24 protein-coding genes and 1 pseudogene are annotated in these 22,557 nt (G+C 56.4%); 11 read left to right on the top strand and 14 right to left on the bottom strand.

The genetic code is table 11. The features are described 5' to 3' along the window. The 5 genes and pseudogenes from VGP75_RS14145 to VGP75_RS14125 form a co-directional block, all read left to right on the top strand. A pseudogene (locus tag VGP75_RS14145) lies at nt 1-220 on the top strand (UTP--glucose-1-phosphate uridylyltransferase); the annotation flags it as partial. 8 nt (nt 221-228) lie between these two features. Next, nucleotides 229-1,239: a glycosyltransferase family 2 protein gene (locus VGP75_RS14140; RefSeq protein WP_327544279.1), complete on the top strand. Its 1,011-nt coding sequence runs from the start codon at nt 229-231 to the stop codon at nt 1,237-1,239. Nucleotides 1,240-1,278: 39 nt separating this feature from the next. Then, the gene (locus tag VGP75_RS14135; RefSeq protein ID WP_327544278.1) at nt 1,279-2,289 is read left to right on the top strand and encodes a glycosyltransferase family 2 protein; all 1,011 of its coding nucleotides are present in this window, start codon (nt 1,279-1,281) and stop codon (nt 2,287-2,289) included. Next, nucleotides 2,286-3,989: a DUF5927 domain-containing protein gene (locus tag VGP75_RS14130; RefSeq protein ID WP_327544277.1), complete on the top strand. Its 1,704-nt coding sequence runs from the start codon at nt 2,286-2,288 to the stop codon at nt 3,987-3,989. The genes VGP75_RS14135 and VGP75_RS14130 overlap by 4 nt, the downstream gene beginning before the upstream one ends. Next, nucleotides 3,986-5,419 (top strand): sulfotransferase family 2 domain-containing protein, encoded by a 1,434-nt coding sequence (locus VGP75_RS14125; RefSeq protein WP_327544276.1) that lies wholly within the window; start codon nt 3,986-3,988, stop codon nt 5,417-5,419. The genes VGP75_RS14130 and VGP75_RS14125 overlap by 4 nt, the downstream gene beginning before the upstream one ends. Here VGP75_RS14125 and VGP75_RS14120 read toward each other — a convergent pair. From VGP75_RS14120 to VGP75_RS14080, 9 genes are all read right to left on the bottom strand, one after another. Further along, nucleotides 5,416-5,880, bottom strand: a complete 465-nt coding sequence (locus tag VGP75_RS14120) for a PTS sugar transporter subunit IIA (protein ID WP_327544275.1) — start codon at nt 5,878-5,880, stop codon at nt 5,416-5,418. The genes VGP75_RS14125 and VGP75_RS14120 overlap by 4 nt on opposite strands. Nucleotides 5,881-5,909: 29 nt before the next feature. After that, nucleotides 5,910-6,485, bottom strand: a complete 576-nt coding sequence (gene hpf, locus VGP75_RS14115) for a ribosome hibernation-promoting factor, HPF/YfiA family (protein WP_327544274.1) — start codon at nt 6,483-6,485, stop codon at nt 5,910-5,912. 235 nt (nt 6,486-6,720) lie between these two features. Continuing rightward, nucleotides 6,721-7,482, bottom strand: a complete 762-nt coding sequence (gene lptB / locus VGP75_RS14110; protein ID WP_327544273.1) for an LPS export ABC transporter ATP-binding protein — start codon at nt 7,480-7,482, stop codon at nt 6,721-6,723. Continuing rightward, nucleotides 7,482-7,967: an LptA/OstA family protein gene (locus VGP75_RS14105; protein WP_327544272.1), complete on the bottom strand. Its 486-nt coding sequence runs from the start codon at nt 7,965-7,967 to the stop codon at nt 7,482-7,484. The genes lptB and VGP75_RS14105 overlap by 1 nt, the downstream gene beginning before the upstream one ends. 17 nt (nt 7,968-7,984) lie before the next feature. Next, nucleotides 7,985-8,587: a hypothetical protein gene (locus VGP75_RS14100; protein ID WP_327544271.1), complete on the bottom strand. Its 603-nt coding sequence runs from the start codon at nt 8,585-8,587 to the stop codon at nt 7,985-7,987. Nucleotides 8,588-8,589: 2 nt separating this feature from the next. After that, nucleotides 8,590-9,558: a KpsF/GutQ family sugar-phosphate isomerase gene (locus VGP75_RS14095; RefSeq protein ID WP_327544270.1), complete on the bottom strand. Its 969-nt coding sequence runs from the start codon at nt 9,556-9,558 to the stop codon at nt 8,590-8,592. Continuing rightward, the gene (locus VGP75_RS14090) at nt 9,558-10,169 is read right to left on the bottom strand and encodes a ribonuclease D (RefSeq protein WP_327544269.1); all 612 of its coding nucleotides are present in this window, start codon (nt 10,167-10,169) and stop codon (nt 9,558-9,560) included. Before VGP75_RS14090 ends, VGP75_RS14095 begins: the two co-directional genes overlap by 1 nt. Before the next feature lie 67 nt (nt 10,170-10,236). Further along, nucleotides 10,237-12,138, bottom strand: coding sequence for a putative bifunctional diguanylate cyclase/phosphodiesterase (locus VGP75_RS14085; RefSeq protein WP_327544268.1), 1,902 nt, complete (start codon nt 12,136-12,138; stop codon nt 10,237-10,239). 215 nt (nt 12,139-12,353) lie between these two features. Next, the gene (locus VGP75_RS14080) at nt 12,354-12,950 is read right to left on the bottom strand and encodes an HD domain-containing protein (protein ID WP_414727808.1); all 597 of its coding nucleotides are present in this window, start codon (nt 12,948-12,950) and stop codon (nt 12,354-12,356) included. A gap of 214 nt (nt 12,951-13,164) precedes the next feature. Here VGP75_RS14080 and ahcY point away from each other — a divergent pair, with 214 nt between their 5' ends. Beyond that, nucleotides 13,165-14,550 (top strand): adenosylhomocysteinase, encoded by a 1,386-nt coding sequence (gene ahcY, locus VGP75_RS14075; RefSeq protein ID WP_327544267.1) that lies wholly within the window; start codon nt 13,165-13,167, stop codon nt 14,548-14,550. 6 nt (nt 14,551-14,556) lie between these two features. Further along, nucleotides 14,557-15,339, top strand: a complete 783-nt coding sequence (locus tag VGP75_RS14070) for an extensin-like domain-containing protein (protein WP_327544266.1) — start codon at nt 14,557-14,559, stop codon at nt 15,337-15,339. A 57-nt stretch (nt 15,340-15,396) separates the two neighbouring features. Here VGP75_RS14070 and VGP75_RS14065 read toward each other — a convergent pair whose 3' ends face one another. Beyond that, complete coding sequence (locus VGP75_RS14065; RefSeq protein ID WP_327544265.1) at nt 15,397-15,924, bottom strand: outer membrane protein; 528 nt, start codon at nt 15,922-15,924, stop codon at nt 15,397-15,399. Nucleotides 15,925-16,174: 250 nt separating this feature from the next. On the opposite strand from VGP75_RS14065, the gene VGP75_RS14060 reads away from it, so the two are divergent. Further along, nucleotides 16,175-16,516 (top strand): DUF2853 family protein, encoded by a 342-nt coding sequence (locus VGP75_RS14060; RefSeq protein WP_327544280.1) that lies wholly within the window; start codon nt 16,175-16,177, stop codon nt 16,514-16,516. A gap of 243 nt (nt 16,517-16,759) precedes the next feature. Here VGP75_RS14060 and VGP75_RS14055 read toward each other — a convergent pair whose 3' ends face one another. Genes VGP75_RS14055 through tsaD form a run of 4 tightly spaced genes read right to left on the bottom strand, consistent with a single transcriptional unit; the run spans nt 16,760 to nt 19,493 of the window. Next, the gene (locus VGP75_RS14055; RefSeq protein WP_327544264.1) at nt 16,760-17,179 is read right to left on the bottom strand and encodes an EVE domain-containing protein; all 420 of its coding nucleotides are present in this window, start codon (nt 17,177-17,179) and stop codon (nt 16,760-16,762) included. Then, entirely contained in the window at nt 17,179-17,451 is a 273-nt protein-coding gene (locus tag VGP75_RS14050) for a YciI family protein (RefSeq protein WP_327544263.1), read from the bottom strand. The genes VGP75_RS14055 and VGP75_RS14050 overlap by 1 nt, the downstream gene beginning before the upstream one ends. Then, nucleotides 17,452-18,414 carry an NAD(P)H-dependent glycerol-3-phosphate dehydrogenase gene (locus VGP75_RS14045; protein ID WP_327544262.1) on the bottom strand — a complete coding sequence of 321 codons (963 nt, stop codon included), beginning with the start codon at nt 18,412-18,414 and terminating at the stop codon, nt 17,452-17,454. Continuing rightward, complete coding sequence (gene tsaD, locus VGP75_RS14040; protein ID WP_327544261.1) at nt 18,411-19,493, bottom strand: tRNA (adenosine(37)-N6)-threonylcarbamoyltransferase complex transferase subunit TsaD; 1,083 nt, start codon at nt 19,491-19,493, stop codon at nt 18,411-18,413. The genes VGP75_RS14045 and tsaD overlap by 4 nt, the downstream gene beginning before the upstream one ends. A gap of 67 nt (nt 19,494-19,560) precedes the next feature. Here tsaD and VGP75_RS14035 point away from each other — a divergent pair, with 67 nt between their 5' ends. The 3 genes from VGP75_RS14035 to VGP75_RS14025 all read left to right on the top strand — a co-directional run. After that, the gene (locus VGP75_RS14035; RefSeq protein ID WP_327544260.1) at nt 19,561-20,271 is read left to right on the top strand and encodes a uroporphyrinogen-III synthase; all 711 of its coding nucleotides are present in this window, start codon (nt 19,561-19,563) and stop codon (nt 20,269-20,271) included. Between the two features lie 192 nt (nt 20,272-20,463). After that, nucleotides 20,464-21,552, top strand: coding sequence for a COG4223 family protein (locus tag VGP75_RS14030; protein ID WP_327544259.1), 1,089 nt, complete (start codon nt 20,464-20,466; stop codon nt 21,550-21,552). A gap of 11 nt (nt 21,553-21,563) precedes the next feature. Next, nucleotides 21,564-22,557 (top strand): heme biosynthesis protein HemY (locus VGP75_RS14025; protein WP_327544258.1); only part of this gene is annotated, 994 nt, incomplete at its 3' end.

Here is a 22,557-nt window from a genome sequence, read left to right as displayed (position 1 = left end):
TGCCGGTGGTGAAATACAGCTGACGGACGCTATTGCCGAAGAAATTCGCGCAGGCCGCAATGTGTTCGGCTATCGCTTTGACGGGCAGCGCTATGATTGCGGGTCCAAGGCAGGTTTCCTGCAGGCGACCGTTGCCTTTGCGCTTGCACGCGAAGAGCTTCGTGATGAGTTCGCGGAATTTCTGGCGCAGATGCATGCGACAAAGCAGGCAGCGCAGTAAGGCTGCAAATGGACCTTTGGCATGCGTATCGCCTGCGGTGGAAGCGGCGGCGGTTCCTGTTTCGCATCTGGCGCAAGCGTCATGAAATTTCTGTTGCTGTAGATCGCACGGGCCAGATCCGGCCTGAAGCGATCCTTTCATTCGTGACCGTCCGTAATGAGATCATCCGGCTGCCATATTTTCTGGAGCACTACCGCAGACTTGGCGTCGATCATTTTCTGATCGTCGATAACGACAGCGATGATGGCACAGCGGAATATCTGGCGCAGCAGCCCGATGTATCGGTCTGGACAACCAAACAAAGCTATCGTCTTGCCCGTTTCGGCATGGATTGGCTGGGCTGGCTGCAATGGCAGTACGGCAATGGTCATTGGTGTTTGACGGTCGATGCGGACGAACTCTTGATCTATCCCGATCATGAAGCGCGCGATCTGAAAGCACTGACAACATGGTTGGACGGGCAAGGCCACGGCTCATTCGGTGCGCTGATGCTGGACCTTTACCCCAAAGGCCCGCTGGAGGACGCCACCTATTTGCCCGGCGATGATCCGACGAGGACTTTGGCGTGGTTTGATGCCGATAATTATCGCCATCAGGTCCATCGTTACTATGGTAACCTGTGGATACAGGGCGGCGTCCGCGATCGTGTGTTCTTCGCAAACGAACCTGCACGCGCACCGACGTTGAACAAAACGCCATTGGTGCGTTGGTCATGGCGCTATGCCTATGTCAGTTCAACCCATCAGATATTGCCGACCCGCCTGCACGATGTTTTTGATTTTGAAGGTAACAGCAAAGCAAGCGGTGCCTTGCTCCACACCAAGTTCCTGCCGATGATCGGGGCAAAGTCTGTGGAAGAGCTTGAACGGGGGCAGCATTTTCAAAACACGGCACTTTATCAGGATTATCATCAGCACCTGACCGAAAACCCTGATTTCTGGTATGAAGGGTCCCATCGGTATAGTGGTGATGTGCAACTGGTCGCACTTGGGCTGATGTCAAAGGGGCGCTGGGTCTGATATGCAGGCCGGAACGAACCGGAATAGGGCACAGTTATTGTGAGCATTTTGACGTCATATCGTTTGCGGTGGCAGCGAAAACTCTTGCGGATTCGTGCCCTGCGCAAGGGGCGGGAGCTTGTCGCGGTAACGGACCGCACGAAGGACATAGCGCCCAATGATGTCTTGCTTTTCTGCACCTTCCGTAACGAAGACATCCGCCTGCCGTTCTTCTTTGACTACTATCGCAAGCTCGGCATCAACCATTTCTTGATGATCGACAACGGGAGCGAGGACGCAGGAAGCGATTTCGCCCGCGATCAGCCTGATGTGTCTTTGTGGCGTACTGATGCGCCTTACGGTGAGGCGCGTTATGGCGTTGACTGGCTAACCTATTTGCAAGGCAAATACGCACACGGGCATTGGGCGCTGACGGTCGATGTGGATGAGTTCTTTGTCTACCCATTCTGCGACACACGGCCTATTCGCGCCTTGGCAGACTGGCTGGACGCGTCTGATTTGCGGTCTTTCGGGGCGATGTTGCTGGATATGTACCCCAAAGGACCAGTGAGTCAGACGACGTATCGGCGCGGCGATGATCCTTTTCAAACGGCCAACTGGTTTGATCCGGGCAATTATTTCATGAGCCAGAACAAGCTGCTGAAAAACCTCTGGATACAGGGCGGGCCACGTGCGCGCAGTTTCTTTGCAAGCAAGCCCAAGCAGGCCCCCGCGCTGAATAAAATACCTTTTGTGAAATGGCGGCGCCCCTATGCATATGTCAGCTCGACCCATATGATGCTGCCGCGCGGATTGAACCTCGTTTACGATCAGCAGGGTGGGGAAAAGACATCCGGTATCTTGCTACACGCGAAATTCCTGAACACCTTTGGTGACCGCGTCCTTGAAGAGGCAAAACGCGCCGAGCACTACAAGGGCGGGCGCGAATATAGAACCTACGCGGAACGGCAAGGTGCCGACCCTGACTTGTGGTGTCAGTGGAGCGAGCAATACATCAATTGGCGACAGCTTGAGGTCTTGGGACTGATGTCCAAGGGGAACTGGGCATGAGCTTGGGTGTCATCATGCTGGTCCATACCGCCTTTGACCGCGCCGAACAGATGGTGCGCCATTGGGCCGGTGCGGGCTGTCCTGTTGTTATCCACGTCGACAGTAATGTGCCGGCGGTAGCTTTTGACCGGTTTGTCGGGGCTTTGGCAGACCTGCCTGATGTGCGCTTTTGCGCACGGCACCGCTGTGAATGGGGCACTTGGGGGTTGGTGGCCGCATCCCAACAAGCGGGAACGCTTTTACTGGAAGAATTTCCGGAGGTTCAGCATGTGTTTCTGGCCTCTGGTGCTTGTCTTCCGCTGCGTCCGATTTCCGAGTTGCGGAGCTATCTGGATGCGCGCCCTGACACCGATTTCATCGAAAGCGCGACAACGGCGGATGTGCACTGGACCATTGGCGGGCTTGATCGCGAACGCTTTACCCTGCGGTTCCCCTTTGCATGGAAAAAGCGCCGGAAGCTGTTTGATGCCTTTGTGAAATTGCAGCAGGCGGTCGGTTACAAACGCCGCATTCCCGAAGGTGTTGTGCCCCACATGGGTTCGCAGTGGTGGTGCCTGACACGGCAAACCCTTGACGCCATTTTGCGAGACCCGAACCGTGAGACTTACGACACGTATTTCCGCAAGGTCTGGATTCCTGATGAAAGCTACTATCAGACTCTGGCGCGGCTCCATTCCCGCAAGATCGAAAGCCGGTCGCTGACCTTGGCAAAGTTTGATTTTAAGGGCAAACCGCACATCTTTTTTGATGATCACGTCGAGCTCTTGCAGCGCTCGAAATGCTTTGTAGCCCGGAAAATCTGGCGTGATGCCAGTGTTTTGTTCAACACCTTTCCCGCATCTGGAGACCCCCTACACCAAGCTCAAGAGCCCAATTCAGGCACGGTAGACCGCGTTTTTGCACAAGCTGTTCACCGGCGTACATTGGGGCGGCAGGGCCTCTTTATGCAAAGCCGTTTTCCCAGCATTGACCGCCAAACCAGTATTGCGGCTGCCCCCTATGCAGTGTTGCAGGGGCTAGATGATATTTTCCCTGATTTTCAATCATGGCTGACACAGCAAACGGGTGCTGTGGTGCACGGGCATCTTTATGCAAAAGACCGCGCCCATTTTGCGGATGAGAGCGAGGTTTACCGCGGCTGCATTTCTGACAATGCGCGGCTTCGCGACTACAACGGTAAAATGTTCCTCAGCAATCTGATCTGGAACGGCCGCGACAGACAACACTGTTTTCAGTTCGGCCCGACCGATACCCAAAATATCCGCTGGACCTTGGCCAAAGACACACAGGCCAGCATCTGGGTGGTGTCGGGCGCATGGTCGATCCCGCTTTTCTGCTCTGGCCGGTCTGCAAGCGAAGTACGAGCAGAGGCAGCGCGCCTGCAACGTATCGAGGATAAATTCCTTAAGGTGCTGCGATCCCCCGACGCGCGGGCGCGGATCAAAATCATGACTTTGGCCCAGTTTGTCGAAGCGCCGATGGCTGTCTTGCAAACGATTATTGACGAGATTGCGGGGCACCGCGGACTTGCCATCAAAGAGGCCCCCGAAATGCGCGATTTGGCGGGTCTGCCGGATTATCTCCAAGAGCTGAAAAATCAGGGCATGCACCCGTTCCTGACTGGTGACATTACTGCTGGCACCGCGCCTGCCACTAAACCGGTGGTGCTGCGCAAACCCTATGTGATTAGCGGAAAATGAGCAGGTTCGACTATTTCATTTTGCTGGCGGAAATGCGGACTGGCTCCAACCTTCTTGAAGCCAACATCAACATGCTTGATGGCGTGACTTGCCATGGTGAGGCCTTTAACCCGTCCTTTGTGGGTTACCCGAAGAATGACAGCCTGCTCGGCATTGACAGGGATGCCCGCGAAAAAGATCCCTTTGCCTTGCTCGGCAAGATTAAGGAAAGCGACGCATTGGCGGGCTTTCGTTTCTTTCACGACCATGATCCGCGCATTCTGAATACCTGCATCGAAGATCCGCGCTGTGCGAAGATCGTCCTGACACGCAATCCGCTGGATAGTTTTGTCAGCTGGAAGATTGCGCAGGCGACGGGGCAATGGAAACTGACGAATGCCACGCATTCGAAATCAACGTCGATCACATTCGATCCTGCCGCGTTTGAGGCGCATCTTGAGGCCATACAGGCCTTTCAGGTGCGGGTTCAATATGCGCTGCAGACTAGCGGTCAAACCGCGTTTTACATCAATTATGACGACCTGCGCGATCTGGACGTGCTGAACGGCCTGGCGCAGTTTCTCGGGGTTGATGCGCGGCTGTCCAATGTCAACAAGAAGCTCAAAAAGCAAAATCCCGCACCTTTGGAGGAACGGGTAAGTAACTATGATGAGATGACATCTGCTTTGGAGCGCCTAGATCGCTTTGATCTGGGGCGGACTCCGCATTTTGAACCGAACCGCGGCCCTGCGATCCCGTCTTATGTCGCGGCCCCGCAATCGGGTGTTTTATATATGCCGTTGCGGTCTGGTCCGGACCAAGCTGTGCGGAAATGGTTGGCTGATCTGGATCATGCGCAGCCCGAGGCGCTGATCAGAAAGTTTACGCAAAAGTCGCTGCGGATGTGGCAGGAGGCCCAAGAAACACACCGGAGCTTTGCCGTCTTGCGGCATCCGCTTGCGCGTGCACATGCCGCGTTTTGTGACCGGATTTTGCTTGATGGTCCGCAGTGCCTGCCGGAAATTCGTGCAAACCTGATACGGGTGCATAAGGTTAAGCTACCTCAGGCTGCACCAGACCTTGCTGACACGGGCAACTATACGGACGCGGATCACCGGCATGCCTTTGAGGGCTTTGTGAATTTCCTCAAGACAAATCTCGCCGGACAAACCAGCATTCGCGTCGATACGTCATGGGCCAGCCAACTGACGCTATTGCAGGGCATGGCGCAATTCGCGTTGCCCGATCATATTCTGCGCGAGGAAAAACTGGCAGAAGGCCTCGGCTTTATTGCGCGGCAGGTCGGTTTGGTGCGATCGCCGATACTGGCGGATACGGCGCATCAGTGGGAAGGGCGCCTTGCCGCTATCTATGATCCCTCGCTCGAAGCCGCAGCACGCGAAGCCTATGCGCGCGATTACGCTGCTTTTGGATTTGGAAACTGGCGCTAGGCTGCCTGCGTAGATTCGACAGCAGTTAGGATTGTATGCAGCGTATTTGGGTCTTGATTGGCGCGCAGTTTGCCGCAGATCGCCGTATTACGCAGTGTGCGTGACACCAATGCCAGTGCTTTGAGGTGTTCAACACCTGCATCCTCGGGGGCGATCAATGCGAAAACAAGATCCACAGGCTGGCGGTCAACGGCATCAAAATCCAACGGCTTTTCAAGGCGCAGGAATAGGCCAAAAATATCTTTGGCCTCGGTCATGCGCGCATGAGGCAGTGCAATACCTTGGCCCACACCTGTTGGGCCAAGGTTTTCGCGTTCCATCAATGCTTCGATGATGCTGGACGCGCTGATCCCATAGTTGGCCTCGGCAAGTTCGCCCAGATCATGGAAGAGACGCTTCTTGCTGGTGCAAGACGAAATAGACTTTACAGCGTTCGCTTGCAGAATATCGCCAAGTTGCATTGATTGCGTCTCTCAATTGATATTTCGGACTAACCCGAATTGCGTGGGTCGATCCATCCGATGTTTCCGTCGTCCCGCCGGTAAACGACGTTGACCCCGTTATGTTTTTCGTTCCGGAAAACCAACACCGGAGCACTGGCAATCTCCATCTGCATGACCGCCTCGCCAACAGACAGTGACGGAATTTTCGTCTCCATCTCGGCAACGATCATCGCATTAAACGAATCTTGCGCATCCTCGTCAGACTCTTCTCTTGATTCGAGGATATATGATCCGGCGTCCGAAAGTTCAACTGGCTGTGATCGTTCCTTGTGGTGATCCTTCAGGCGGCGCTTATAGCGGCGCAGCTGTTTGTCCATTTTCTCGGCACTTGCATCGAAAGCGGCGTAAATCTCGTTCGCTTTGCCCGTTGCCTGAGCGGTGAGACCAGTTGAAAGATGCACGACGGATTCACAGACATATTCGTGGCCTGATTTTGAAAACACGACATAAGCCTCAGTCGGGCGTCCCGCATACTTGCTCAGAATTTCCCCCAACTCGGTCTGCACATGAGTTTGTAAGGCTGCACCAATGTCGATTTGTTTTCCGCTGATTTGGTAACGCATCGTATCTCCTTTATTGGATCATAACAGAACAAGGATCTTCACCAATACATCGGCAAAGCAAAGCAAAGTTATATGATTGGATCACGATAACACCCCGTTATTGTTAACCTTATCCGCATTGATCGGCGGTGGGCCGGCAAGCAAGCGGGGAAAGAAAACGGGTTTGTCATCCTCTGTATTTGGCGATGAATCGAGGTCAGTTGTCAATGATGCAAAGATTAACGGCGCAAAAGAATCAGTTTACGCGGAAGTTGTTCCCCAGATAGACGCGGCGGACGTTTTCATCTTTGATTACCTCTTGGGTTGTGCCGCTCATCAGGACTTTGCCATCGTGCAAGATATAGGCGCGGTCAACGATCTGAAGCGTTTCCTGCACGTTGTGGTCTGTGATCAACACACCGATACCGCGGTTCTTCAGGTCCGCCACCAAATGCCGGATTTCGGCCACTGCAATCGGGTCAACGCCAGCAAAAGGTTCGTCCAGCAGGACGTATTTGGGCCCGGCGGCAAGGCAGCGCGCGATCTCGACCCGCCGGCGTTCGCCACCCGAAAGGGCCATCGCCGAGGCGCGGCGCAGGTGTTCGATCGAGAATTCGGACAAAAGCTCTTCCAGCCGCTCTCTACGCCGATGTTTGTCGGGGACCGCGATTTCAAGGATCGACATGATGTTATCCTCGACGGACATGCCCCGAAAGATTGACATCTCCTGCGGTAGATACCCGATCCCAAGCTGTGCGCGACGATACATTGGCAGGGTTGTCACATCGCGGCCATCAATGATCACGCGGCCGCCTTCGGGGGTGATAAGCCCGGCAATGGAATAAAAGCAGGTCGTTTTTCCCGAACCATTCGGCCCAAGTAACGCCACCACTTCACCCCGCCCGAGATCAATGCTGACATCGCGGATCACTGGCCGCTTGCGATAGCTTTTGCGCAAATTGACGATGTGCAGCCCAACGTCACCGTCCTTGATGCTGAGTTGCGGCGCATCAGGCATCAGTTACCACCTTGTTGCAGAACGGTGCGCACGCGTCCTTCCATTGTGGCGGTGCCATCTGTCACGTTGATTGTCATCTGACCAGCCGAAATCGCGCTGGACCCCTGCGTTAGTAATACATTCCCTGTCATCACCAAAAGGCCACTGGCGATATCATAATCGGCCTGCTGCGCTTCTGCGGCCTCATCTGCGGTGACAAAAGTCACACCTTCGGATGCAAGCAGACGCGCGATTTCTGACGTATCCGCACCATAGACCACCTCGACGCGGCCCGCTGTCAGGCGCAGATCGCCCTGAATAATCATCACGTTTCCGGCAAAAACGGCGGTGCCGCTGGCCTGATCAATCGAAAGACTATCCGCCGTCACTTCGACAGCCGCGCTTGTGTCAACCTCCATGCCGCCCAGATTGATGTTGGTCTGGGCATAGGCCGTCAAGGGCAACGTGAGTGAAAGAACTGCGCAAAATGCGATCTTTTTCAGCATAGATGCAGTGTCCTTCATCACGGTGTTTGCGGTCTATATAACAGGCGGACACCGTCAGTGAACAGTATCTCCTGCGCTTTGCCGTCCATTGCCGACTGAAATGTGAACTTTCCGGCGGTCAGTTCACCAAATGGCGCGCGGATTTCCAAAAGGCCGTTCGATGTAATCCGCCCCGTTGCAAGCTCGGCGATCAATCCGTTGGTTTCCATTTGATACCCGTCCGACGTGATCAGCCGGGCAAGGCCAAGAAAACGTGCGATCTGGCCGCGTCCATCAACCTCGCCTTCGGTTGCCGTCACCTCAACGCTGCTGCCATCGGCATTGTCCATGCGAAGACGCATATCACTGATGCTCATCGTGTCGGGGCGGTCTGTGTCAGGTCGCGCTGTTGCCGCGGATACGACGATCACGGCACCATCGTCAGTCACACCGGAAAACTCTGGTGCCGAGACGCGCTGTTCGCGAGCAATCGCCTCGACGTTTGCGACGGTAATGTTGTCCTGATCTGGTGTTGCGCGCGCAAAAAGGAACAATGTCGATAGCAGCGCCAAAGCCCCCAGCGGGAGGATGATCTTGGCCCATCCTACAAGCTGGGAATAGAGATGTTCGGACGGGCCCAAGGCTAGACAATCCCGGCGCGCAGGCAGTCGTGAATATGCAGGAACCCTGACACTTGGCCGTCACCGTTGGGATCAACCGCGAAAAGACAGGTAATCTTCTTTGCGTTCATCATGGCCACAGCCTCTTCTGCCAGTGCGGCGGGTGCGACTGTTGCAGGGTGCGCGGTCATGACTTCACCCGCGGTATGATCCAGCAAACCCGCCATATGGCGCCGCAGGTCCCCGTCTGTGACGATCCCGATCAGGCGCTTGTCAGGATCCACAACACCAACAACGCCGAACCCTTTTTGGCTGATCTCCAAAAGCGCCTCGCTCATCGGGGTTTCCGCCGCAACCAGAGGGACAGTGCTATCAACATGCATCAGGTCCGAGACCTTCGACAATTGTGCGCCCAGTTTGCCACCGGGGTGGAATTCACGGAAGTTTTCCGGCGTGAAATCGCGGTGCTCCATCAACGCGACAGCAAGGGCATCGCCCAGCGCAAGCGTCATGGTGGTTGATGTTGTGGGCACGACACCGGTACCGCAAGCCTCTTTCAGGGCGGGCAAGACGATGGCGACATCGGCGCGCTGCAAGAGCGTGCTTTCCGGCCTGCTGGCGACACCGATCATCGGGATGCCGAAGCGCCGCGTATAGGCGACAAGATCGGCAAGTTCGGGTGTTTCGCCTGAATTGGACAGCACCAGCACAACATCACCGCGCGTCATCATGCCCAGATCACCGTGGCTTGCCTCGGCAGGGTGCACGAAATGTGCGGGCGTGCCGGTGCTGGCGAATGTTGCAGCGATCTTGCGGGCGATATGCCCTGATTTTCCCATGCCAGAGACGATGACCCGCCCCTTGGCATCCAACAAAAGCGCAACCGCCTGTCCGAAACTATCGCTCAACCCGTCTGACAGAATGGTCAGCGCGTCGGCCTCTTGCGTGATCACGCGCCGCGCTGTGGCCAGAAATTTCTGATGATCCGCCATCAGTGCGAAAAGATGTCAAGTTCGGGCCAACCCGCAAGATCAAGTTTGGCACGTGTTGGCAGAAAGTCGAAACAGGCCTGCGCGATTTCGGTGCGCCCTTCGCGGGCCAGCAAGATATCGAATTTTTCCTTCAGCTGGTGAAGGTAAAGGACATCAGAGGCTGCGTAATCAAGTTGCGCGTCCGTCAAAACCGGTGCGCCCCAATCGCTTTGCTGTTGGTGCTTTGAAATGTCGACGCCAACCATATCCTGCAACAAAACCTTAAGCCCGTGGCGGTCTGTATAGGTGCGCACCAGTTTTGAGGCGATTTTGGTGCAATAGACGGGGGCCGCTACAGCGCCAAAGGCATTCAAAAGGGCGGCGATGTCAAAACGGCCAAAGTGGAAAAGCTTGAGCACATCGGGGTTTTCCAGCATCGCACAGAGATTTGGCGCTGCGGTCTGGCCAGGGGTGACCTGAACAAGATGGCAGTCCCCGTCGCCGCCGGACATCTGGATCAGGCAAAGCCGGTCACGATGTGGGTTCAACCCCATGGTTTCGCAGTCAATTGCGACAATCGGGCCCAGATCAAGCCCGTTCGGCAGATCATTCTTGTAAAGGTGGTTGGCCATGTATTGCCCTTTTCTGGTCAGCCTGTTGAGGGTCAAATACGGATTGTGCGGCTATTCCTCAAGGGCTTCATGCGATCTGCGCGATTTCCGGCCCTGCTTTCAGCGTGCTTTTGGCATTGGCAATAAGCCAAGTTGTGAACTCGTCGGCCGGCATCGGCCGGCCAAAGCCATAGCCTTGTCCAACATTGCACCCGCGCTCGCTTAGATGGAGCGCCTGGGCGTTTTCCTCAACACCTTCGGCAATGACTTGCAGCCCAAGCTCGGCGGCAAGTGCAAGGATTGCGCGCACGACACTGTCCGCTGCCTGATCAGGAAGGGAAGCGATCAGCGACCGGTCAAGCTTGATCCCCGCCAATGGCAGCTGTGTCAGCTTTGAAAGCGATGCATAGCCGGTTCCGAAATCATCGAGTTCAAGTGCAATTCCGCATTCTGCAAGGCTGTCGATATTGATCGATGCAAGATCATCCTTGCCATTGATAAACGTCGTTTCAAGGACCTCAACGGTCACTTGATCCGCCTCAAGGCCGGAAAGCCGGAGCATGCGCAAAAACCGCTCGATCAGATAGGGATCAGCAATGGTGTCCGGTGCGGCGTTCAATGAGATAACGGGCCGCCAAACATCGGCATCTTGCCAACCGCGCGCCAGATGCATGGCTGATTTCCAGACAGCGAAGTCCAGATCAATCATCAGGCCGGCACGCTCTGCGGCAGGCAGGAACATGTCGGGGGTGAGCAAGCCGCGGGTGGGATGCCGCCAGCGCACCAAAACCTCGGCACCATGCAGCCGCCCGTCTGCAAGGCGCACTTGTGGTTGAAACCACGGTTCGATTTCGCCGTTCCGGATCGCATCTGTCAGGTCGAGTTGTAGTTGCTGCATAGAACCAAGATCATCCCGCAGATGCTGGTTAAAGGCCTGCGCTTTTTTGCCGCCCGTATTTTTGGCGAACTGTAGTGCGATCTCTGCATCTGCCAGCAAATCATGTGTTTGGCGGATACTGTCGCCAATTGCGAGGTATCCAATGCTGGCATTTATCGGGATGCGCCGCCCTGATATCTCGAAGGGTTCATTGAGTGATGCGAAGATCCGTTTGATGAGGTATTCGCTTGCCTCGTTGGAGATGAGAACAAATTCATCTCCTCCGACATGTGCAACCAGATGCTCAAAATCGACACAGCTTTTTAAAGCATTGCTTACAGCGATCAAAAGCGCGTCTCCATAGTCGTGGCCGATCGTGTCGTTGATCGACTTAAAACCGTCAAGACCGACAAGGAGCAGGCTCCAGTCATCCGTGCGTTTATCAGCCTTGATATGGTCAAGATATTCGATCAGGGACCTGCGGTTCGGCAAACCGGTCAACGGGTCATGCCGAACCATATGCTCAAGCTGCGCATTCATGCTCTTTAACTTATCTTGGGATCTGCGCAGGTCGTTGGTGGTCTTGCGCATAGACTGCATGCTTGACACCACGGATATCTGCGCAGGTCGAAAGATGAACAACGCTTCGGCTAGCAAGACAAGACCGGACGCCAGAAGCATGGCTTTTTGTTGGGTCTGGAAGCGGGTTGCCTCGGCCTTGAATCTTGCGCTGATGATGTTTGCCACTTCAAGCAGATCGTCGTGCAGGCTGCTTTGCTGGTAGACATATTTGAGACGTAGGTTCAGGCCGAAACGCTGGTCAGGTGGCGCTGTCGCGAATTGTTTGGCGACAGACAGGAATGTTGTCGTTTTCTGATTCAGAGGCCGGGTTGCGTCGACAAGGTTGTCGTCAAAAAGATGCCAGCTGGGTTGTGATGCCAGCAAGTCAGCATAGAGGGTTTCAAAATTGAGCACGGCATTATCGAATTCGGCAAGATCCGCAGCATTGGCGCCGACCAATCCATCGGAAATCGTGATGATGTCTTGGGCGGCCAGAACTTGTTCGTTGCTGCGTTTGATTGCTTGCGCCGCCAACAGGCCCCGGTCAACCATGGTGCGGTTCTGTACATAGCTGATGATGATAAGACACAGGACAATCATGAGTGCAAAGCAGTAGTGCGCCCATAGCCTCTCGGGCTTGCGTAATAAGAAGGGCCGCCTGACTACCTCAAGCGGTTTGGATTTCCAGCGCATTTTTCATCCCTGCAGCGTTGTCTGCCGAGTATGCGCCGAGAGTCATTAATCAAGCGTTGCGCTTTTGAATCAAACTAGAGAGCGGCCGCCAGCTTGTGATAGTGCGCGGTATAATCGTCGCGCACAGCTACAGGTGGGCGCAACCTGATCTGGAGGCTTCCTGCCAGTTCAGGATCCTGTTTTCCGAAGTACTTATCGGCCTCTGCCTGTGTGAATCCGGCGATCTGGATCGCCTCGAGCCAAGCAGAGAGCTTATCGGCTTTCTTGATCTGCTTTTTGACTGCGACAGGTATTTGTGCGGGCAGTCCGAACCGCAGATGGATCGCAGCAGTCAAACGGTCATCCAAAAGCCCGTAGTCCGGACCGACAGCCGCCTTGACCGGGCTGATCATGTCGCCGATGACGTATTCGGGCGCATCATGCAGAAGAGCCGCCAGCTGCCACTTGACCGGCGCTTTGGGTTGCTGGCGTGTGAAAATTTCAGTGACCAAGAGCGAATGTTCGGCCACTGAATAGGCAAAGTCACCTTTTGTCTGCCCATTCCAGCGCGCCACAAAGGCAAGACCATGGGCGATATCCTCAATCTCGATATCGACAGGTGTCGGATCCAGAAGATCGAGCCTGCGTCCGGATAACATACGCTGCCATGCGCGGGGTTGGGCTTTGGGCATAGTGGCTCCTTGGTTCAGCAACTTCTGACATACTGGGGTGTCTGCAAATCGTAAACCATGGTGTGGGTTGCATCACCCGTCTTGGCATGAACTCTCCTGCCTTTAAGAGTTCGTAAGTGATTGTCACTTAGGCGCGACACTGCTGCCATTGTCGCAGGGGGAAACGCCTGCTATCAGCGCTTCAAATTGATTAACGCCCGCCGAGGAGGCAGTAATGAAAGACTATATCGTCAAGGACATCGCCCTTGCAGAATTTGGCCGCAAAGAGCTTGATATCGCGGAAACGGAAATGCCGGGTCTGATGGCGCTGCGTGAAGAGTATGGCGACAAGAAACCGCTCGCAGGCGCGCGCATTGTCGGCTCCTTGCACATGACAATCCAGACTGCCGTTCTGATCGAAACGCTGGTTGAGCTGGGTGCCGACGTGCGCTGGGCATCTTGCAACATCTTCTCGACCCAGGATCACGCTGCCGCAGCCATTGCGGCGGGCGGCACGCCGGTTTTCGCGATCAAAGGGCAGTCGCTGGAAGAGCATTGGGACTATCTGGATAAGTCTTTCATGTTCCCAGAAGGCGCAAACATGATCCTTGATGATGGCGGTGATGCCACGCTTTACGTTCTGCTGGGCGCACGTGCCGAAGCGGGCGAAGAGATCATCCCTGTCCCCCAGTCCGAAGAAGAAGCGGTCATCAAGGCGCAGATCGCCAAACGTATGGCGGCCAGCCCCGGCTGGTTCACCAAAACGCGCGACGCAATCAAGGGCGTGTCCGAGGAAACGACAACCGGTGTTCACCGCCTCTATGATCTGCACAAGAACGGCCAGTTGCCTTTTCCAGCGATCAACGTGAACGACAGCGTCACCAAGTCCAAGTTCGACAACAAATATGGCTGCAAGGAATCGCTGGTTGACGGCATCCGCCGCGCCACTGACACGATGATGGCAGGCAAGGTTGCTGTTGTCTGCGGTTACGGCGATGTGGGCAAAGGCTCGGCCGCGTCACTTGCCGGTGCCGGTGCCCGCGTGAAAGTGACCGAGGTTGATCCGATCTGCGCATTGCAAGCCGCGATGGACGGGTTCGAAGTTGTTCTGTTGGAGGACGTGCTGGATAGCGCCGACATCTTCATCACCACAACCGGCAACAAGGACGTTATCCGCATCGAGCATATGCGCGAGATGAAGGATATGGCGATCGTCGGCAACATCGGCCACTTCGATAACGAAATTCAGGTCGCGGCGCTCAAGAACCACAAGTGGACCAACATCAAAGAACAGGTCGACATGATCGAGATGCCGTCCGGCAACCGTCTGATCCTGCTCTCCGAGGGCCGTTTGCTGAATCTTGGCAACGCGACTGGCCACCCGTCTTTCGTGATGTCTGCCTCCTTCACCAACCAGGTGCTAGCGCAGATGGAACTATGGAACAACGGCGATGCTTACGAAGTTGGCGTGCATATCCTTCCCAAGCGTCTTGATGAAAAGGTCGCACGTCTGCACCTTGCCCGGATCGGTGTGAAACTGACCGAGTTGAAGAAAGATCAGGCGGATTACATCGGCGTCACCGTCGAAGGCCCGTTCAAGCCTGAACACTACCGGTACTAACCCTTTATGCGGCATGCCAAACGTCAGCAGATGGCGCAGCAGGCCGCGCAAAGGCAGGTCAAAAAGAAACAACGCAGTTGGGCCCTGATAAGCGGTCTTGCTGCGTTTTTCTTTGCGGGGGTGCTGGCCTACGGCGGGTATCAGGTGCTGGTCCATCCCGACACACCCTTGCCGCGTGAGTGGAACCCAACGGTGCCGTTGCGCGTCAGCGATCCGGTGACGCCGCTCACGGCATGGAAACTGGATCGTGCAGCAGCGGATCAGGCGCAATGCCTTGCGACACTGGACGGTTTCGCAAGCTTGCAACCGCTTGATCCGTTAGAGGAAAGTGACCAGTGTTTTATCCGCGACCGCGTTGATCTGCGGGGCGTGGGCGATGCGCGGGTGTTCCCGATTGAAACGCGTTGCGCGATCGCCCTGCGACTGGCGATGTGGGAAACGCATAGTGTACAGCCCGCCGCAGCAGAGTTTCTGCAGACATCTGTCACAGCCATTGACCACATTGGCAGCTACAATTGTCGCACAATCCGATCTGGCGGTGGCCCCTCCCCGCGGATGAGCACACATGCGACCGCGGATGCGATTGATATTGCGGGGTTTCAGCTGGCCGATGGCGGGCAGGTCAGGCTCTTGGCAGACTGGGAACCACCCGGTCGCAAGGGTGACTTTCTGCGTGCTGTGCGGGATGGCGCGTGCGATTGGTTCAGCCTGACACTTTCACCTGACTACAACCGCCTCCATGCGGATCACTTTCATCTGCAATCGCGCGGATGGGGCCTCTGCCGTTAACAAAATTGGCGCGAGGTGCCCCTCGCGCCGGTCTTGGGAATGTAAGGAGAGGCGGGGTTAGAAGCTGAAGCCGACGCGCAGACGCAGTGTGGTCACATCCACCTCAAGGTCGTCATCTTCAAAGTTGTGGAACAGCAGTTCGCTACCGATCAACAGATTTTCGGACAGCTTCATGTCATAACCTGCACCGACAAGAACGCCGCGACCGTCATTGACCTCATTTGATGTTGCGCCAACGGCACCGACCACACCGTAGGCGAGACCGTTGCCAATGGGCGCACCGACGCGCGCCTTCAGACGTGCTGTGCTCTCAACCTTTACTGCGCCATCTGCGATTTCGTAATCTGTGCCATCCAGATCAAATTCACCACCATAGACGATATTGCCCATTTGATAGTTATAACCTGCGAAGAAACCAACGGATGAACCATCGCCTTCGAGTTCGACATCAGCGGCTTTCACTGTTGCTTCAATGTCGGCACCACCGAAGGTGAGACCGCCATAAGCGCCGGTCCAATCCTGGGCTTGTGCCATAGCCGGTGCCAATGCGACGGCAGTGACGATAAGAATCTTGTTTACTGACATAGTTGCGTCCTTGTTTTGTTTGGGTTCCAAAGTTTTGGTGCAACAGTCACGTAAAGATCCGGGATCAAGTTTCAGAGCTCACACCGCTGTGATCACGCGTGATCAGGCGGTCAAACAGCGATACAGTGGTAAAACCCCGCCGACCGCAGGCTTTTTTCTTTACCAAAGCGACGCAGACCCGTTAACTTATGCCCACGGCGGCAGACTTGACCGTTTTTTAGAAACAAAAGACAACACCGGGGACATTCTCATGGGTAAAAGAGACGATTTGATTGCGAAGTATGCGGATGATTTGAAAAACAAATGTGGCATGTCGCCAGACATGGACCTTCTGACAAAGGTGACCATCGGCTGCGGCCCCGCAATCTACAATGCTGACGCCTCGACTGTTGCTGGTAGCCAGCCTGCCGAACTCGAAACCGTCAAGAACAACTTCCTTGTGAAGAAACTTGGCCTGAAAGACAGCCCCGAGCTTGATGCGGCGATCGCCTCTGTCCTCGAGACCTATGGCAAGTCCGAGCGCAACAAATACCGTGCCGTTGTCTATTACATGCTGACCAAACACTTCGGCAAAGAAGCCGTCTACGGTTAAAGAACACAGTTTTTCGACACTGAACGCCTGCCGATTCGGCGGGCGTTCTGCGGTCGGCTGTCGCATATCAGGCTGATTTGAAACGTTTTTGAAGCGCTAACTTGTTGCGTGGCCCTGTGATTAAACGCTAACACCAGTTGTAGGCCAGAACGGTCGAACCGGAATCAGTTGCGTGTGGTGGATGTGGAGCACGCGGGGTGAAAGAGGGTTCGGCAGCTGTCGGACCCTCTTTCTATAACTTCCTTAAGCCTTTGTTTCACCCAAAGCACAGATGATTTGCCATTCATCTTCGCTCACAGGTTGGACCGACAGGCGCGAGTTATTAACGAGCACCATGTCTTTCAGGCGCGGGTCCGCCTTGATCGTCTCAAGCGTGACGGGCTTGGAGAAGGGGCGCAGGGCTTTCACGTCAACGCAGTCCCAACGTGGGTCATCCGTGGTCGTATCCGGATGCGCCTCTGCACAAACTTCGACAATCCCCACAATCTCGAGCCCTGTGCGCGAGTGGTAAAAGAACCCTTTCTCGCCCAGTTTCATCGCGCGCATGTTGTTGCGCGCCTGATAATTGCGCACACCGTCCCATTGTTCGCCAGTATCGCCTTTGGCCACCTGCGCATCCCAGCCCCAGACATCGGGTTCGGACTTGAAGAGCCAATATGCCATCAGCCGATCACCTTTTTCCACGCGCGCAATGTGACCGCCTCAAACAACCCTGCCTTGGCGTAGGGATCATTGTCGGCCCAGGCCTGCGCCGCCGCCAGATCTTCAACATCCAGCACGATGAGCGAACCGCACATCTGCCCGTCCTTATCCAGAACAGGACCGGCCATTTCGACAACGCCGGTTTCGGCGATATAGGCCAAATGGGCCTCGCGATTATCCATGCGGGTTTGCAGAGCACCGGGTTTGTCTTTTGTCATCAGGGCAAAGCGCATTTATTCTTCCTTTAATGGGCGTGAGAGAAGTGTATTGAGCGCGGTCGCGACGTCTGTTTTGCCTTCGGTCAGGTCAGCCACGACAGCGCAGATAGGCATATCAATTCCAAGCTCTTGTGCCAATTGCCGCACCGCGCGGGCAGTGGCGACGCCTTCGACCGTTGTGGTCAGGTCAAAATCAGCACCGGACCCGAGCGCCAGCCCATAGCGGTAGTTGCGCGATTGCTCCGAGGTGCAGGTCAGCACCAGATCACCGAAGCCGGATAGCCCCGCCAGCGTGTCTGGCTGCGCGCCCAAAGCCAGCGCAAGACGCTGCATTTCGGGGAAACCGCGGGTGATGAGCGCCGCGCGTGCGCTTTCGCCCAGTTTCGCGCCGATCGCCACGCCCGAGGCAATCGCCATGACGTTCTTCAAGGCACCGCCCAATTCCGCACCAATAGTGTCTGTTGTGCGGTAAAGGCGGATACTTGTGGTCGAGAGGGCTGTCTGTAGCATGGCCCCCAATGCGTCATCGGCACAGGCCAAAGTCAGCGCTGTGGGCAGGCCGCGCGCGATATCGGCGGCAAAACTGGGACCGGTCAACATGGCCGCATTTGCAGCCGGTACCAGATCGCGGATCGTGCTGGCGGGGCCGGTCATGCGTTGCAGGTCGATGCCCTTGCAACAGGCGACAAGGGTCTTGCCCCTGAGTGCCTCAACATTGGCTGTCAGAAAAGCGGGCAACGTTTGTGCGGGGATGGCAATGAGGATCGTGTCGCAGGCAAAAAGCGGCTCTAACGCTGCTGAAAAGGTCATATTTTGGGGGAGAGTGACACCGGGTAGCTTCGGGTTCTCGCGTGTTTCCTGCATCTGCGTCACGCGCTGCGCGTCACGTGCCCAAAGATGAATTGTGTTTCCATCCAAGGCCAATGCGACGCCCAAGGCGGTCCCGAACGCACCACCGCCTGCAATCCCGATTTTCATGCCTTTGCCCCCTTCTTGCCCGAGCCCAGCATCGGTGCCGCACGTTTATCCAACGGCCAACGGGGCCTTGCCGAAAGCGTCAGGTCATCTTGTTCGCCGGCCTGCATACGTTCCAGCCCCGCATAGGCGATCATTGCCGCGTTATCGGTGCACAGACGGAGTGGTGGTGCGACAAAATCAGTCTCTAACTCTGCGCAAAGCGCCATCAAACCCTCTCGCACAGCAGTGTTTGCTGCCACACCGCCGGCAATCGCAAAAGCCGGTTTTCCAGGGTTCAGCGCCAGATAGGCGTCAAGCGCGCGACGGGACTTTTCAATCAGCACATCAGTGATTGCCGCCTGAAAGCTCGCGCTCAGATCGGCCTGATCCTGCGTGGCAAGCCCGCCTTTTTCCGCAACAACACTGTCGCGGGCGCGCAAGATCGCGGTTTTCAGGCCAGAGAACGACATATCGCACCCCGGCTGGTTCAGCAGCGGGCGCGGCAGCGGAAAGCGCCGCGCATCACCGGTCTTTGCGGCCTTCTCTACCGATGGCCCACCGGGTTGCGGCAATCCCAGCAGCCGCGCCGTCTTGTCAAAAGCTTCGCCGGGGGCGTCGTCAATGGTGCCACCGATCCGTTGAAAGCTGTCGTGGCCCGCGACGATCAGGAACTGGCAGTGCCCGCCCGAGACAAGCAACATCAGATAAGGATAGGTCAGCTGATCTGTCAGGCGCGGGGTCAGGGCGTGACCTGCCAGATGGTTCACGCCAATCAAAGGCAAACCTGTCGCGGCGGACAATCCCTTGGCGCACATCACACCGGAAAGCACCCCGCCAATCAGGCCGGGACCGGCAGTGACGGCAATGGCGTCGAGGTCGGCGAATGTGACACCCGCCTCTGCCAGAGCTTCTTCAATACAGTGATCCAGCTTTTCCGCATGTGCCCTTGCGGCAATTTCCGGCACCACGCCGCCGAATTCCGCATGCAGCGCCGTTTGCCCATAAACGACCGAGGCCAGCACATCGCAATCCCGCACGACCGCCGCCGCCGTATCATCGCAGCTGCTTTCAATGCCTAGGATCGTCAAAGAGCGTGTCATAGCGCTTCCGGTTGCGTGTTGCTCTGTCGCAGGTAACACTGCCGGAACGTGCAAACAATGGTGCAGCATGACCGCAACAATGATCCTGACCCGCCCAAAGGCGCAAAGCGACAGTTTTGCAGCCGAGATTGCTGCGCGCTGGTCGGGCCCGCTGGAGGTGGTGATATCACCCTTGATGCGGATCGTCCCGCTGACCCCACGGATTGATTCCGTTGACGTGGTGATCTTCACTTCGGCCCATGGGGTTGAAGCTGCCCAACGGCTGAATATTCCAAAGGGAATCCCTGCGTGGTGCGTTGGTGAAAAGACCGGTACCTTGGCACAGGAGGCCGGTTTTGTGCCACATATCGGGCCGGGTGATGCGGATGGGTTGATTGCTGGCATCATTGCGGCACGGCCACAAGGCTGCCTTGTGCATCTGCGTGGCAAACATACGCGGGGGGCGGTCAAGGATCGGTTGCGCGCGGCAGGGTTGGATTGCGCGGATGTCATTGCCTACGATCAGCAACCCCAGATGCTGAATAATGATGCAAAACGCGCCCTTGATGCGCAGGAACCGGTCATCTTCCCCCTGTTTTCCCCGCGCACAGCCACCATATTGCGCAAGCAGGGGCCTTTTTATGCGCCTGTGCATGTGATTGCGCTAAGTCAAGCCGTGGCCGAGGCTTTCGGTTACGGATCAACGCGGCAGATAACGGTGGCAAAGCACCCCGATATGCCCGCGATGCTGGATGCAACGCTGGATGCGCTGCATGCGCACTCTGGTCACAGGGCGTAGGCAGGCGCTTTGCTTGAGGGTCCTGCGGATGCAAGATAGTCTAAACCTGATCTGTCTATATGGCGGGTAAGGCTCTGAAGGGGTGAAAACGTGGCAAAACAGCCAGCTAAGGGTCGAAAGACACCAGCAGAACCAAAGAATGCAGCAACTTCCGGCGAGGGAGCGACCGAATCGGCTGCGGCCGTTCAGCCGATGGTTGATGCGATTCCGCCCGAGGTGCATGCCAAAGCCGCGCCATCTGTGCCTGCTGTTAAGTCTTCTGAAACTGCAAAAGCGGCACAAACGCGCGAAGACCCCAAGCCTGCGGAAAAACCAAACGTGCCAGAAACGTCAAAAACTGCCGCGCCCGCGCAACCGAAATCACAAGGCGGTAGATTTTTCCCGCTTGCGCTGGGCGGGCTTCTTGCCGGTGTGATCGGGTTTGCCGTTGCATCGCTCACAACACCTGCCGCTGACACCACCCTTGTCGACCAGATCAGTGCGCAAGCGACACAGATCAGCCTGCTTGAACAGCGTATCGAAGCCACTCCTCAGGTAGATTTAAGCGGGATAGAGACCGCGCAAGCGGATATGGCGGCACAGTTGTCCGATATGCAGGCGCGCGTTGATGAGCTCGCGGCGCGCCCTGCCACGACCGTGATTTCCGAAGCCACTGGCGAAGGCGTTTCAGCCGAGTTGGACGCGCTGCGTGCGCAGATCGCCGAAATGACCAATGCCGCGCAAACCGAGTTGGAAGAGGCGCGCGCGGCAGCAGCCTCGATTGAGGAAAACGCCGCTGCTGCTGCGCGCAACGCCGCCGCACGTGCTGCTTTGTCGCGCGTCCAGACCGCACTTGAAAGTGGCGCGCCCATTGGTGCCGCCCTTGGCGATCTTGAGGCGGCGACCACGCAGAGCGCGCCTGCAGAATTGCTTGCGGTTCAGGACGGTGTGCCCACCCTTGCCAGCCTGCAAGACCAGTTCCCCGACGTTGCCCGCGCCGCATTGGCAACGGCCCGTTCGGAAGGTGTCTCGGGCGAGGAAGCAACAGGCTTTGGCGCGTTCCTGCGGAACCAGTTGGACGTGCGCTCGACCACGCCGCGCGAAGGCAGCAGTGCCGACGCGATCCTGTCCCGTGCCGAAGCTGCTGTGCGGTCTGGCCGCCTGTCGGATGCTTTGGCCGAGATCAGCGCCCTGCCCGAAGTTGCACGTGCTGAAATGTCCGACTGGCTGGCGCAGGCCGAGCAACGTGCCGATGCGATTGCCGCAGTCGATATTCTTTCCACATCCCTTTCAGATAACTAAAGGCGAACCCTATGCTTTGGTCACTTACAAAAATTATAGCGTTTGTCCTCCTTGTCACAGCCCTGACCTACGGCGGCACGCAGTTGATGGAAGTGGACGGTGGCACCACAGTTGATGTCGCAGGTCAGGAGTTCACGCTCAGCCCGCTCGAGATGGTCTTTGCCCTTCTCGTACTGGTTGTTGCCGTGTGGCTGGGGTTGAAGCTGATGGCGCTGATGGTGGCCACCTTCAAGTTCCTCAATGGTGATGAGACCGCGATATCGCGTTACTTTGACCGTAACCGCGAGCGCAAGGGATATGAGGCATTGAGCGAAGGCATGATGGCGCTGGCCTCGGGCGAAGGACATCTGGCCATGACCAAGGCCGCGCGGGCGGATAAATACCTCAAGCAACCGCAGTTGACCAACCTTCTGACAGCACAGGCCGCTGAAATGACGGGTGACCGGAAGACCGCGGAAGAGACTTATAAGAAACTGCTCGCGGATGACAAAACCCGCTTTGTGGGTGTGCGTGGCATCATGAAACAAAAGCTGGCCGAGGGCGACACCGACACCGCGATGGCGCTTGCGCAAAAGGCTTTTGCGCTGAAACCCAAGCATGAAGAAACGCAGGATGTATTGCTGCGCCTGCAGGCCGAGAAATCGGATTGGGAAGGTGCGCGCAAAACGCTGGGTGCCAAGTTGAAATCCGGTAGCCTGCCCCGCGATGTGCACAAGCGCCGCGATGCGGTGCTGGCGCTATCACAGGCGCGTGACATTCTGGATGAAGGCAAAACCATTGAAGCCCGCGAAGCCGCGATCGAGGCAAACCGCCTTTCACCTGATCTGATTCCGGCGGCGATTATGGCGGCGCGCGGATATATCGGTGAAGGCAATGCGCGCTATGCGACACGGGTGTTGACCAAAGCATGGAACGCACAACCGCACCCGGATATCGCTGCCGCATTCGCAGAGATTGTTCCCGATGAGACACCTGACGCGCGGATCAAACGGTTCACCTCTTTGA

Origin of the sequence: Yoonia sp. (assembly GCF_036007805.1) — a bacterium.
Classification (GTDB): Bacteria; Pseudomonadota; Alphaproteobacteria; order Rhodobacterales; family Rhodobacteraceae; genus Yoonia.
Note: the sequence above shows the minus strand (reverse complement) of the source record. Positions and strands in the feature narration are given on the sequence as shown.